Below are 13,472 nucleotides of genomic sequence, written 5' to 3'. Positions count from 1 at the left end.
CCTTCCACTTTTTTGGATGTATGGGGCTGTTTCCGCGGGCATATCCATATATATCTGTTCGTCGAAAACAGGGTCGGTTCCTGGTCAGAAAACATACTTCCCTGGACTTGTCAACCCAAAATTGAAATCGGATTGTAGAATGCCTCCTCCGGGGGCTCCGCTGTACAGGCGATTCCTGCTGCGGTTTGCCCCTAATACCCCATACCCATCAGGGGCACGGGGCATTCTGAAAAAAGATTGAGAAATTACCTTAAACAGTGTATGCCATGGGGCATTGTACATGGCTGGGAATACCACAGAGATTATAGAAGATAAAGTGAGGAATGGCTGTTGTGAAAACAGATGAAAAACTGGCGGCATTAAGGCGGATGATGGCGGCACACCAGATTGCTGCAATCGTGGTGCCTTCTGCCGATCCCCATCAGAGCGAATATGTCACCGGACACTGGCAGGCCCGGGCCTGGCTCACCGGATTCACCGGATCAGCCGGCGTGGCCGTGGTCACCCGCACCCGGGCCGTTTTATGGACCGATTTCAGATACTGGCTCCAGGCCGGTATTCAGATACAGGGATCGGAATTCGAATTGTTTAAATCCGGGGAAAAAGATGTGCCCGACTTCCATCGCTGGATTTTTGATCATCTGGGTCCCAAAAACACAGTGGCCATTGACGGCCGGATCCTCTCACGAACCCAGGAAAAAACATACCGGCAATTGTGGGATATCCGGCAGATCCGATTGCGTACCGATCTGGACCTGGTAAAAGATCTATGGCAGGATCGGCCCCCCATGCCGATGTCAACCGCCTGGGAGTTTGATGTGCAGTATGCCGGCCAGTCCCGGGTCGAAAAAATCGAAAATATCCGGAAAGCCATGGCACAGGCCGGGGCGGACTGCCATGTGATGACCGCTCTGGAGGACATTGCCTGGACATTCAACCTGAGGGGATCCGATGCCCCCAACAATCCGGTGAACATCGCGTTTGCTCTTTTCACTCAATCGTCTGTCCGGTTATTCATCCACCCGGACAAGGTGACCAAAGATCTGGCTTCAGGCCTGGCAAACGACGGTGTAACCCTGGCCGGTTATACTGATATTGACACGGCCCTGGGACAGATGCCGGATTCTGCCTGTATGCTGCTGGATCCGGATATGACATCCGCATGCCTGGCATCCGCCATCAATCCGGCTTGCCGCGTGGTTGAAAAACCAAGCCCGGCCGCCCGGCTCAAAGCGGTTAAAAACGACATTCAGATCCGGCATTTGCGGGATACGGCGGTCAAGGACGGGATTGCCGTTATCTGTTTCCTTCACTGGCTGTCGGAACAGGAACCTGACGATTCGCTGACGGAAATCAGTGCGGCAGAAAAATTGTTTGAACTTCGCAACGCCCAGCCCGGGTTTGTGGAAAACAGTTTTGATCCCATTATGGCGTTTGGTGCGCATTCCGCATTGTGCCATTATTCCGCCACCCCTCAGACCGATGTCCGGCTGGATAATACCGGACTGTTTCTGACCGATTCCGGCGGTAATTACCTGACCGGCACCACGGACATCACCCGCACGGTGTGTCTGGGAACCCCTTCCTTGCAGCAGATCAAGGACTACACCCTGGTGCTTAAAGGCCATATCGCTGTGGCCGGCGCGTGTTTTCCCGAAGGCACCCGGGGGTTTCAGATCGATACCCTGGCCCGGCAGTTTCTGTGGGCCCAGGGCATGAATTTCGGGCATGGCACGGGACACGGCGTGGGGTTCTTTTTGTGTGTTCATGAAGGCCCGGCCCGGATCAGCCCGCATCCGGTGGATGCGGCCCTGGAAAAAGGCATGCTGATGACCGATGAGCCCGGGGTTTACAGGGAGGGAGAATATGGTATCCGCCTGGAGAACATGGTGCTGGTGACCGATTCCCGTCAAACAGAATTCGGCCGGTTTCTGGAATTTGAAAACATGACCTGGTGCCATTTTGAACGGGATCTGATCGATACCTCCCTGCTCACTGAAGCGGAGATCGCGTGGATCAATCAGTATCACCGGCAGGTGTATGACCGGATTTCACCTTATCTGCCATCCCGGATCGCTGCATGGCTCCAAACCCGGACCGCTTTGCTGGATTGATCTGATATGTTTATGGAACAAAAGCGGTGAAACAATTTCTGGTCAATTCCATCGGCTGGATAGACATGGCCTGCTGGGTGCTGGTCGTTGTGTTTTTCTGCACCTGTTCTCTGGTGTGTGGCGGTGATTTCAACCTGTCTTTCATTGCCGCCGGCGGGGTGGTGCTGGTGATGATTCTGATCGGGTTTTCCATCGAGGTCATCATCGAAACGCTCAAGAAAGTCAGAGGCCTGGGCACGATAACCGGGTTCATCACCAACGGACCCGAACTGGTCTGTCTCATTGTCGGCCTGGTGACCGGGGATGTGTTGTTTGCGGCAAGCACGCCGCTGGGTTCAAATCTGATGAACCCGGTTCTGTTGATTTCAGCCGCACTGGTGTGCCGGGTATTTTTAAAAACCATGCAGACCTGCTGGCAGTATACCCTGACATGTATCGTTCTGACTGCAGGACTTGCTGTCTCTTTTTATACTATTTCCATGGCCCACCACATTCTCTGGGTGGCGGCAGGGATTGTCATCACCGGAATATTGTTTTACAGACGACCATTCGAGCCGGACGAACAATCCATGGAAGATGCTGAAATTGCCGGCTGGTCGGTCATTCCGGCAATTGTCGTGCTGATTGCCGCCGGGTATTTTCTTGATCCGGTGGTCAGTTTTGCCTCGGAACAAAGCCAGGCCCCCAAAGGGGTGATCGGTTTTTTTGTACTGGCCACCCTGTCAAGCTGGCCGGAGTTTAAAAGCTGTCTGGCCCTTTTAAGCCGGGGAAAATATCTGGCCGCCATCCTCAATATCACGGTGAGCAATATCACCAATATCTGGCTGGCAATCGCAGGCGTTGTCACTTATTTATTCATGACCTGGCCTTGATGCCTTAAAACAACGCCTCTGCGGTGCAGCAGACTGCCTTCGGCCAGAAACAGCCGGATCAAAGCGATGCGGTAATGGATCACGGCCCGGACCTCGGCAATCTGGCTGATCAGCAGATCCCGCTGGGCCTGGGCCACCAGCAGTGCTGTGCCGGCGCCTACGTTGAATCGTTCGATTTCCGCCTGCACGGTCTGTTCTTCAGATCGGCGGGTGACCTTTGAGGCATGGATCTGCTGTCTTGCCCGCTCGATTTCATTGACAGCCAGGCGGACATCCAGATGAATGGTCCGGCGAAGGTTTTCAAGTGCTTCGGTTGCCTGTTGGCGGGTGGCCACCGCAGCCTGATGCCGGGCTCTGGCAGTCCGGTTTTTGACAAACCGGCTTAAAGACAGACCGGCAGATACCTCATAGTCCCCGTTGTCCAGTGATTGGGCCGCATCTGAAAATCCATCCCCATATGCGGCAACTCCCAGATCCATGAAAAAATCCAGCCGGGGCAGCAGGCCGTTTTTCGTGGCAATGGTTTCCAGCTGGTTCTGGTGCATGCGCAACCGGGCTTCGGCCAGATCCGGCCGCAGTGTCATGGCCAGGCTGGTACGGTCCCGGATATCGGCGACAGGGTCCGGATCAATGGCCGGATCACTGGCAGGCAGAACCAGACGATCCAGATAACCGGGTCCGCCGGGATTTATCAGATGCAGCAGGGTCAGGCGGAACGCTTCCACCTGGTTGGCGGAATCGATCAGGGCCTGTTCCCGCCGGGCCACTTCCGACTGTACGGCCGCCTGTTCATTACGGGGCAAAACCCCCACCTCAATCTGGTGTTGGACATCGGTCCGCTGTTTTTTGGATACAGCCAGAGACCGTTCCACAATGGCGTGCTCCTGCCGGGCCAGCACATATTGCCAGTACGCGATTTCCGTTTCCGCTACCAGGGCCTGGGCATAGGCGGTCAGCTCGTGAATACTGGCCCGGGTTTCCAGTTCACTTTGCCGGATGGCCACCAGGCCGCCGGCCGGACCGGCCCCCTGGAGCAGTGCCTGGGTCACGGACAGGGTTACCCGGGTTTTGTCGGGAGCCCCCGTGCGAAAGGCCCGGTCCGTTTCATGGGCCGCTTCCGCCGCCAGGGTGGTCCCAAAGGGCAGCTGCTGACGGATACCTGCCGCAGCTGAGACAGCCGTATCTGATGATTCCGGACCAGGGAGTGTTTCCCGGGTCATCCCCATGGTTGCGAACACCTCGGGATCATATTGTCCTTTTTCCATCTGTTCGAACGCCCCGGCGATGACAGGACCCAGCTGCCGGGTTTTTAAGTCCGGGTTGTGCTCCAGGGTCAGCATCACCGCCTGTTCCACAGACAGGGCCGGATCCGGTGTTTGACCGGCTGGCATGGGGTGCGGGTCAGGCTTGTTTTCCAGTGTGAAGTCAAATGTCTGGATATCTGCCGGACCCATTGGTACCAGATCCGCCAGATCCACTTTTTGAGATTCAGACAGCATGCAGCCGGAAATCAGCAGAGAAAAAATCAGGCACACTAGTACCGGGCCTGGGAAAAAGACAAATCTTGTTTTCATGAACCCGCCTTTTTTGAATCCGGGTGAAACAAAGAATAGATGACCGGGATGAGCACCAGGGTGATCACGGTGGCACCGGTGAGTCCGCCCACCACGGACCGGGCCAGGGGTGCCTGGGCATCCGCACCTTCCCCGATGCCCAACGCCAGAGGGATCAGCCCTAAAATGGTGGTCAGGCTGGTCATAAGAATGGGCCTCAGCCGGCGGCGGCCGGCTTCCATGACCGCTGCTTTGACCGTCGTGCCCTCAGATGTCAGGCGGCTGGACTGATCCACCAGCAAAATGGCGTTGTTCACCACGATTCCCCCCAGCATGATGCAGCCGATATAGGACTGGACATTCAGGGTGGTATGGGTCAGATACAGGGTGACCAGAACCCCGACGGCGGCCATGGGAACCGAAAACATCACCACCAGCGGATTGATCAAAGATTCATACTGGCAGGCCAGGACCATGTACACCAGAACCAGGGCCAGGATCAAAGAGATGATCAGCTCCCTGAACGCTTTTTGCTGTTCTTCAAAATCTCCGGCCACTATCAGATCATATCCTGCAGGCCGTGGGATTTCGCTTAAACGGTCAGCCACATCCGCTGCCACAGATCCCAGATCCCGTCCGGAAACATTGGCGGAAACCGTGATGATACGCTGCTGATCCTTGCGGTCGATGAGAAGCGGTCCCCGTCCGGAATGCACGGAAACCAGGTTCCGGATCGCCACCTGCCGGCCGGATGCCGTGGTCAGGGTCAGATCCAGAATTTCGTCCAGGGTGCGGTTTTCCACATCCCTGAGCTGGACGAAAATCCGGTAGGAATCCCCCTGGGTCTGGAATTCCCCGGCTCTGGATCCGGCCACGGCCGTGGAGATGATGTCGGTGATGTCCTTGACGCTCAAGCCCAGATCCGCTGCCTTATCCCGGTCGACCTCAATTTCTCGTTGGGGGATGCCGGCCTCCCGGCTGAGCAGCACATCTGTAATGCCCGGAACCTGTACAACCTGTTCGGCAGCCCTGGCAGCCAGTGTTTCCAGAATATCCAGATCAAATCCCCGGACTTCCACATTCAGCCCGTCATCCCCCCCCAGGATCCGTTCCATGATAAATTGGCCCTGGGGGGCCCGGGTCCGGATTTCTATGCCCGGAATCTGGCCTGACAGGCGCTGGCGAAGATCATGGGCAATGGCCACATTGGAACGGGTTCGCTGGGCTGCCGGAGTCAGGGCCATGCGGATTTCGGTTTTGGCGGAACTGCCGGGCCGGTATCCGGATGCCCCGACGCTGACCACAGAAGAGATCATCTCAGGTACAGCCGGAAATGCAATGGCTTCCACCTGCCGGCTCTGGCGGTCCACCAGGTCGAGCCGGGTGCCCACCTCCATTTCGCCGGAGATCCGCACCTCTCCTTCATCACTGGGCGGCAGAAATTCCGTTCCGATTTTTGGAACCAGCATCAGGGCCCCTCCCAGGGCGGCAGCGGCAATTAACAGGGTCACCCCGCGGTGATCCAATGCTTTGGACAGCACATAAGAATAGCGGTGCGTCAGTTGAACAAAAAAAGATTCTGACAAAGAAAAGAAAAATGAGATCACAGACCCGGTGTTTTTTCTTTTTTTGATGCCCAGCAGTCTGGAGGTGAGCATGGGGACCAAAGACAGCGCCACCAGCAAAGAGCAGGTCAAAGAAAAAATGATCACATACGCCATTTCCGTGAACAGAATGCCGGATACGCCTCTGACAAAAATCAGGGGCAGAAAAATTACCAGCGTGGTGATGGTGCTGGCCAGGATGGCTGGGGCCACTTCCATGGCCCCCTGTTTTGAGGCGATATCCGGGGGTTTGTTATGTTCATCCCGGTGCCGGAAAATATTTTCCAGAACCACAATGGAGTTGTCCACCATCATGCCGACGCCTAATGCCAGGCCGCCCAGCGTCATCAAATTGAGGGTGAAATTAAAGAAAAACATCAACGCAAATGTGGCCAGCATGGAGATGGGAATGGCCAGGGAGATGACCACGGTGCTGCGGACGGTTCTTAAAAAAAACAGCAGGATCAGCACGGCCAGGCCCCCGCCGTATAAAACAGACCTTGCCACATTGGCGATGGACCGCTGGATGAAATTTCCCTGGTTGATGACCGGAATGATGTTTACCTGGGGCATGGCCGCGTTGATCACATCGATTTCTTTCAGAACCCCTCTGGCCACGTCAACGGTATTGGCCTGGGACTGTTTCCGGATGGCCACCCGAATACCGGGTTCCCCGTTGACCCGGATGATCCGGGTCAGCTTTTCATAGGTGTCTTTCACCTGGGCGATCTGACCCAGGGTGACGGCAGCCCCGTCCTGATGCGCCACCACGGTATTGCGGATCTGGTCCAGGTGGGTGAACTGGGCCGGGGCCCGGAGCTGGATTTCATACCGGCCCTGTTCCAGTTTCCCTGTGGGCTGGTCCTGATTGGCCTGTGTGACGGCCTGAATAATCTGGTCCAGGGGCAGGCCTAAGGCCATGATCCGGTCCGGATCCAGTTCGATGCGGATTTCTCTGTCATATCCTCCCCAGATGTCCACCTGGGCCACTCCCGGTATTCTGGAAAACCGGTACCGGATCTCGTCTTCAATGAGCTGGGTCAAATCCACCGGATCCAGCCGGCTGGAAATCCCCAGCAGCACCACTGGAAAACTGCCGATATCAAACTTGCGGATACTGGGTCGATCCACCTCTTCAGGCAGCTCATTGATTTCATCCTCCACAACGGAGCGGACATCTAATGCGGCAATGTCAATATCGGTTCCCCAGGCAAAACGGATCCGGACATTGCTGCGTCCTTCGGATGAATCTGAAGCGATCTCTTCCACACCGGGTACCGTGGCAGCGATCTCTTCAATGATCTGAGTCACCTGACGTTCCATGATTTCCGGGCTGGCCCCTTCAAATTCGGTCCGGATGCTCAGGGTGGGCATTTCAATTTCCGGCAGCATGTCGATTTGAAGCCGGCTTAAGGAAATCGAACCAATAACCAGGACCATGAGAAAGACCATGGTGATGAATACCGGACGGTGAACACTGAATTCAGGCAGGTTCATGCGACCCTTTTGGATCGATACCGGATTTTGGGACAGCCGGATCCGGTATCCGGATCAATGATCCGTGGTCCAGCAACTGGTGACCCAGGGTCACCACCTGGCCGCTCAGGTTATGGCCCCGGACCTGGACTTTGCCGTTCTGGCGGATCCCGGTGACCACCGGGTGCCAGGCCACGGTGGTTTCATCCGGGGACACCACAAAAATACCGGTTTCCTGATTCCGGGTTACCAGAGCGATCTCCGGCACCATCAGGGTGTCGGCCACCTGTTCCAGCACCACGGAAACCCGAACAAACATTCCCGGTTTAAGTTCAAGGCCGGAATTGGCTACCCGGACTTCCACCCGGGCCTGCCGGGTCTGGGTCTTGAATACCGGAGAAATCCGGGCGATTTGTCCCTGAAAGGACCGGTCCGGGAAGGCATCGGTGGAAAGCGCGGCCGGCTGGCCGATTTCAAGCCGGCCGTAATCTTTTTCCGTGACAAACAGTACCGCCAGCAGCGGGTCCAGTTCCACAATAGATACCAAAGGAGTGTTGGCGGAAACCGTGTCCCCTTCAGTAACGAATTTTTCCGCCATAAACCGGGTATCGCTGCCCCCGGTCCAGTCCGCAAATACTGTGGTGTATCCCAGCCGGATCCGGGCGGTTTCCAGCTGGGCCCGGGCTTTCAACACGACAGCCCGGGCCATGTCCACCCGGGAGCCGGCTGCCAGCCATTCAGCCCGGGCCGCGTCCACCTGGGAAGCGGAAGAAACCCCTCGTTTTTTAAGGGTTTCCATGCGGTTCAGTTCCCGCTCAGCGATTTCCCGGGCGTTTTCAGCCCCGGTGAGATCCGCCTCAGCCACAGCCAGATCCGCCTGGGCCTGGGCCACGGCCTGGACATATTCATCATTGTCCAGCCGGGCCACTTCTTGTTTTCGAAAGACCGGGTCTCCCATGTCCACGGCCAGGTGTTCCACCCGGCCGCTGACCTTGGGAGCCACCAGAAATTCGGCATTGGATTCCAGGGTGCCGCTGAAGGTACGGCGCAGTGCCATGGGACCCCGCTCTATGGCAGCGGTTTCCACAGGTGCGGCCCATGATTTTTTTCCCAATGGGCCGCTGTCTTTTTTTTCGGACCCCAAAAAGGTCGACAAAAAATAAATCCCCAGAATCAGCACCGGGATGACCAGCCATTTGACGCGATGCATTTTCATGGATTCATCCAAATGCTTTTATCCAAGGCCCTGTGACATGTGCATCAGGCAATTTTCCGCAGCAAGCCGGATGCCCGGGCACTGTCTTTGAGCTGCTGGTCCACGCTGGTGGCCAGGCGGGACAGTTGGCGGTTGTCACCCGCCTTTTCTTCTGCCTGACGATAGATATCCGATGCCAGCCGGGTATCTGCCAGCCGGATGCACGCGGTTTCTGCCAGAAACAGCAGATCGTCAAACCCGGTCAGTTTTTTCCGGGCGGACAACAGAATCCGGGTCAGATAGGAGGGGTCTGAGGTCTGGCCGGATATGAGGTTGAACAGTCTGTCATAGGATGGCTGATCCGTGCATTGGGCTTCTGCGGCTTCAAACAGGGCAATGGCTTTGTCCTGATCGTCTAAAAGCCTGAGATAGGCACCGGCCACAAAAGTGTAATCATACGGCGTATGGCAGTTTTTTTCAGCCGATGCCAGCAGATTTTTGGCCCAGTCTTTGTCATTGAGCCGGGTTGCGGCAACGGTTGCCAGTTTCACGAGATCACTGTTGCCGTCACTTTGTTTTTCAATGTTTTTGTAAATGTCTTTGATCCAGGCATCATCCTTGAGAGTGGCGGCAATGGCATCGGTCAGTTCATTGTAGTAACTGAACGTGGTACATTTTTCCAGCAGGTCGGTGAAGATTTCCTTGACCCAGTCGGTGTCCCCGAGATCCTGGTGAATGCCCACTCCCAGTTTGATGAAATCATTGAAATTGCGGGTGAGTTCCTGGGCCTGGCGGTATATTTTGGCGCCATAATATTTGTCCCCGGTTTTTTCCACAATATCATGGGCCAGGGCCCGTTTGGTGGCACAGGTTTTGGTTTCCTGCTCCCGGTTGATGAAATCTGAATACAGGTCTTTGAACTCTTCACGCTTTTCCAGCTGAAATGTGATGGCATCGGTCCATTCTTTGTCATCGGTGACGATTTCCTGAATGGCCTTGGCGGTCTTGATGAAATCCGCATTGCTTTTCACAGCGGCCTGGGCCTGTTTGAGAACCTGCACCGCGGCTTCTTTGTCATTGAGGTCTTTGTCCATGGCCAGGGCCAGATCTACCAGCTGGCTGCATGCCGGATTGGTGGCGGCGGCGGTCTGGAAAATGCCGGTAGCAAACGGCGCATCCCCGGTGACTTCAAACGCCTCTTTTCCCAGCTTCAGGTAATCGGAAAATTCCGTGTAAACCGATTCCGCTTTTTTGTAAATGGATTCCAGAAAATCTTTATCATCCAGTTTTTCGTTCACGGTTCTGGCGAACTTGAGCAGCTCATTGCCCGATTCCAGCGAGGAAAGGGCTTTTTCATAGATTTGCCGGGCTAAGGCTTTGTCGCCCAAGTCCTTGACCGCGCCCGCGGCCAGGATATCGAAATCCTCAGCCTTGGATGCTTTTTCCATGGCGCTGGCATATACTGATTTGGCCCGGTCCTTGTCTTCAAACATGTCCAGGACGGACTTGGCAAACACAACAAAATCTTCGGTCTTGCTGCATTTGGCAAAGGCTTTTTCAACGGTTTTTTCCGCCAGTTCCGCGTCATTGAGCACATCTGAAATGCTTTTGCTCAGTTCCAGAAAATCAGACGTTTTCACACATTTGGTGCCGGCGGCATTGTAGATCTCGGTGGCGGCTTCTTTCTGGCCCATTTCCAGCGCAGCAGCAGCCAGGCCTAAAAAATCCTCAACAGTGGTGCACAGGTTTTTCCCGGCATCCAGGTGGGTGGCGGCCGCTTCTTCATCTCCTAAGATATCCAGACAGGCTTTGGCATAGGTCACGGCATCTTCCCAGGTTTCAGCCCATTCCGCACCTTCTTCCAGAAGTTCACCGGCCCATTCCTTGTCATCTAAACCCTCCACAATCTCTTTGGCCACGGCAATGTACTCTTCCGGCGCGTCACACTCCTCGGCTTTTTCTTCCAGTTCTTCTTTAAGTCCCATGATGTGTCTCCTTTTAAAATTACAGGTTAAATGTGTTTGAATGTACTATACATGTTTATTCAACTGGTTTCAAAATAGTACATGCCTTCGCTGCTGGTTCCGTCTGGAGATATATCCGGCGGTTTGGCATAGGTGTCTCTGGCAATTTTCCCCAGCCTGGCCAGTCTTTCCAGTGACTGCCTGAAACTGAGCATGTCCGCCATTAGTTCTTCCATGCCGGTGTCCCGCTTTTCCGGATGCTGTTTTATATCATCCAGATTTTCTTTCATCAGTCCGATATATGAGAAATAGGTCTGGGCCAGATTATTGATGGAATCTGACAGTCCTTTCATGGTTCTTCGATAGGTTTGAATTTCCTTTTTATGCAGCGTGACCGTGATGTCGTGGATAATGGCCTGATAGCTTTCCAGTTCCCCGGTATCCCGGTTTTTTTTTGCACCGGCGGTCATGGTCACTTCTCGAATCTCTTTGCCGCAGGTTTTTATTTTGATGGGGTAATCCGTGATTTCTCCCTCTGTTTTGATTTTATGGATCACATGGGCCCGTTGTGTCAAATCCAGATAATGGTCATTGATATTGCCGGCCATTGCCTGTTCCATATCTGAGAAACCGAACAGTTTGATTCCGGCCGGATTGATCTGTTCAAACGCGCCATCAGGGGTCACGATGAAAATAGCATCCGTGGCGGTTTCAATGATATTCCGATACCGCTGTTCGCTGATCCTCAGATTTTCCAGGGCGGATGTCAGGCGCTGCATGTGCATTTTTCGCTCCGTGACATCTCTTATGACATGCAGAATTTTTTCAATTTTGCCCCGGCCGCCCATTTTGTAAACCACTTCGGCAGCGTCATTGACCCATTTGGTCTGGCCGTCGGCCGAGACAATCCGGTATTCCAGGGCATCAAATTCCTTGCCCGTGATCTCATGGTAGAAACGAATCACCTGATCACAATCGTCCGGATGAACAATGTCGAAAATATGAAATGTGCCTGAGGCAAATTCTTCGGAAGGAATGGCACACAGCTTTTCCGTGGCATTGGAAATATTGACGATCCGGGTATTGTCCTCGGGAGACGTGGTCAGGACCACCTCAGGGATCAGGTCCAGCAGTTTTTTAAGCTCATTGGTGGTTTTTCTGGTTTCAGTGATATCGGCCACAGATGCCAGAATATCGGTTTTGTTTTCATAAACAACGGTTCTGGCGTTTATTTCCACCAGATGTTCCGTCCCGGACCGGTCCTTGAGAATAAACTCCGTGCTGTCTTTGGTGCCCTCAACGGATTGAATCAGCTGTTTAAAAAAAACATCCATCCGCCGGGTATCCTTATCGGCGACAAATTCTGAAAACCGCATACCGGTCAGAATTTCCTTATCCATATCGCTGATTTCGGCAAAGCCGTCGTTGGAAAAGGCAATCCGGCCATTTTCTTCCACAAGGACAACCCCTTGGGTGATCATGTCCAGCAGCTCAGTTGTATCAATTTTTTTTAAGGGGCTCATTTCACCTCTGGGCAGAGCATATCATTATATAAAATCCATAAGTATATATGGCATAACTCCCTGTGATGTCAAGAAACTCCGGAGTCAGGACCGGACCGGCAGGTCAAAAGACCCGTGCCGGGCGGTCTCTGTGGGTCTCACCCTCTGCCGTGTTTGACAGGGTGTAGGGCATGCTGCGCTGAACGGCAAAAACTGCGGGCAGGTATGTCCTCACACAGTTTGCCGTTTTTACCGCTTCGCATGCCCAACTCCCTGTAACAAACGCGTCAGAATGGGATTCGACCCACAGGAACCGCCCGGCACTCGCCGCTGATGGCATCGCTGGGCAGGAATGGCCTTCCGGACCAGGCTTCTTCTTGCAAGATGGAAACCCTTATTTGTAGGGTCCGAGGAATCGTTCCCCGTTAAAATGAATCAGGTGGGATGGGGCATCGGCAACCCATACTTCGGTTTCCCATGCGATACTGTCAAGATACCGAGCCATGGTGACGCGGTTTGGAAAAGCCGTTACATAGACAAGGCCGGCTGTTGCACCGGCAAACAACCGGGTCAGTTCGTTATGGCGTTTTCCATCCATCGGGCCGTGGCTGGTGACGGATTCAACCAGCAGCAGCCAGTTTTTTCTGGTATAATGCAAAACGACATCGGGCATTTTGCCATGGGAGTCTATATCGACATTCAATCCGGCCAGCATGGCAGCGTCAAAATACCCCCACTTATCTCCGGTATCTCCCGCATAGATCAGTATGCTTCCCGGAGCAAAGCGGGGCGCAAAATCTTCAATGACAGTGCGAATTAATTCGCTGTGTTCTCCAGGACTGAGAGTGATGGTTTTCCCGAAAGAGATTTGCACGGGCACCCGATTCAATTCCCTTTCCTGGGCATACCTGGCAACAAGTGTCTCCCGTTCCGCCATATAGTCGGTCAGATTGTCATGCCATTTTTTGGTGCCAAAATTTTGCAGCAATTTCAAGGTGGCCGGTGCAATTTGATAAACGGCTTTGGGGCTGTTAACAGGGCGATCGTGTTTGTCCGGGTTATAAAGTGCAACTCCTGCATCCATAAACTGGTGGATGGTCTGGCGGCGGATTGTTTCCCGTGAATTGGGTGCGTAGTTTTTTTGATAGTGTTCCCGGATCCAATCCATGATCGGTGTGATGCCCATTAAGGG

The 13,472-nt window shown here is 54.2% G+C and carries 8 protein-coding genes; 2 read left to right on the top strand and 6 right to left on the bottom strand.

Annotated elements, in window-relative coordinates; all coding sequences use genetic code 11:
• The first annotated feature begins 332 nt into the window (after positions 1-332).
• Positions 333-2,114, top strand: a complete 1,782-nt coding sequence (locus DPO_RS18560) for an aminopeptidase P family protein (RefSeq protein ID WP_006967865.1) — start codon at positions 333-335, stop codon at positions 2,112-2,114.
• Positions 2,115-2,140: 26 nt separating this feature from the next.
• Complete coding sequence (locus DPO_RS18555; RefSeq protein WP_040012083.1) at positions 2,141-2,986, top strand: sodium:proton exchanger; 846 nt, start codon at positions 2,141-2,143, stop codon at positions 2,984-2,986.
• On the opposite strand, the gene DPO_RS18550 is transcribed toward DPO_RS18555, so the two are convergent.
• The 6 genes from DPO_RS18550 to DPO_RS26180 all read right to left on the bottom strand — a co-directional run bounded on the left by DPO_RS18550 (position 2,962) and on the right by DPO_RS26180 (position 13,466).
• Entirely contained in the window at positions 2,962-4,560 is a 1,599-nt protein-coding gene (locus DPO_RS18550) for a TolC family protein (protein ID WP_006967863.1), read from the bottom strand. The two genes, DPO_RS18555 and DPO_RS18550, sit on opposite strands and share 25 nt — an antisense overlap.
• Positions 4,557-7,640, bottom strand: a complete 3,084-nt coding sequence (locus DPO_RS18545; protein WP_006967862.1) for an efflux RND transporter permease subunit — start codon at positions 7,638-7,640, stop codon at positions 4,557-4,559. Before DPO_RS18545 ends, DPO_RS18550 begins: the two co-directional genes overlap by 4 nt.
• Complete coding sequence (locus DPO_RS18540; RefSeq protein ID WP_006967861.1) at positions 7,627-8,835, bottom strand: efflux RND transporter periplasmic adaptor subunit; 1,209 nt, start codon at positions 8,833-8,835, stop codon at positions 7,627-7,629. Before DPO_RS18540 ends, DPO_RS18545 begins: the two co-directional genes overlap by 14 nt.
• A 44-nt stretch (positions 8,836-8,879) precedes the next feature.
• Positions 8,880-10,799, bottom strand: a complete 1,920-nt coding sequence (locus DPO_RS18535; RefSeq protein ID WP_006967860.1) for a tetratricopeptide repeat protein — start codon at positions 10,797-10,799, stop codon at positions 8,880-8,882.
• Between the two features lie 59 nt (positions 10,800-10,858).
• Positions 10,859-12,301, bottom strand: a complete 1,443-nt coding sequence (locus DPO_RS18530) for a PAS domain-containing protein (RefSeq protein ID WP_006967859.1) — start codon at positions 12,299-12,301, stop codon at positions 10,859-10,861.
• Positions 12,302-12,674: 373 nt separating this feature from the next.
• Positions 12,675-13,466 (bottom strand): BsuBI/PstI family type II restriction endonuclease, encoded by a 792-nt coding sequence (locus DPO_RS26180; RefSeq protein ID WP_006967857.1) that lies wholly within the window; start codon positions 13,464-13,466, stop codon positions 12,675-12,677.
• Positions 13,467-13,472 lie beyond the last annotated feature (6 nt).

This window comes from Desulfotignum phosphitoxidans DSM 13687 (assembly GCF_000350545.1).
Classification (GTDB): domain Bacteria; phylum Desulfobacterota; class Desulfobacteria; order Desulfobacterales; family Desulfobacteraceae; genus Desulfotignum; species Desulfotignum phosphitoxidans.
This window is presented reverse-complemented; position numbering and strand designations above follow the sequence as displayed.

Excerpts from the sequence above, each read along its gene's own strand:
- DPO_RS18550 (WP_006967863.1), bottom strand. The coding sequence starts at position 4,560 with ATGAAAACAAGATTTGTCTTTTTCCCAGGCCCGGTACTAGTGTGCCTG.
- DPO_RS18545 (WP_006967862.1), bottom strand. The coding sequence starts at position 7,640 with ATGAACCTGCCTGAATTCAGTGTTCACCGTCCGGTATTCATCACCATG.
- DPO_RS18540 (WP_006967861.1), bottom strand. The coding sequence starts at position 8,835 with ATGAAAATGCATCGCGTCAAATGGCTGGTCATCCCGGTGCTGATTCTG.
- DPO_RS18535 (WP_006967860.1), bottom strand. The coding sequence starts at position 10,799 with ATGGGACTTAAAGAAGAACTGGAAGAAAAAGCCGAGGAGTGTGACGCG.
- DPO_RS18530 (WP_006967859.1), bottom strand. The coding sequence starts at position 12,301 with ATGAGCCCCTTAAAAAAAATTGATACAACTGAGCTGCTGGACATGATC.
- DPO_RS26180 (WP_006967857.1), bottom strand. The coding sequence starts at position 13,466 with ATGGGCATCACACCGATCATGGATTGGATCCGGGAACACTATCAAAAA.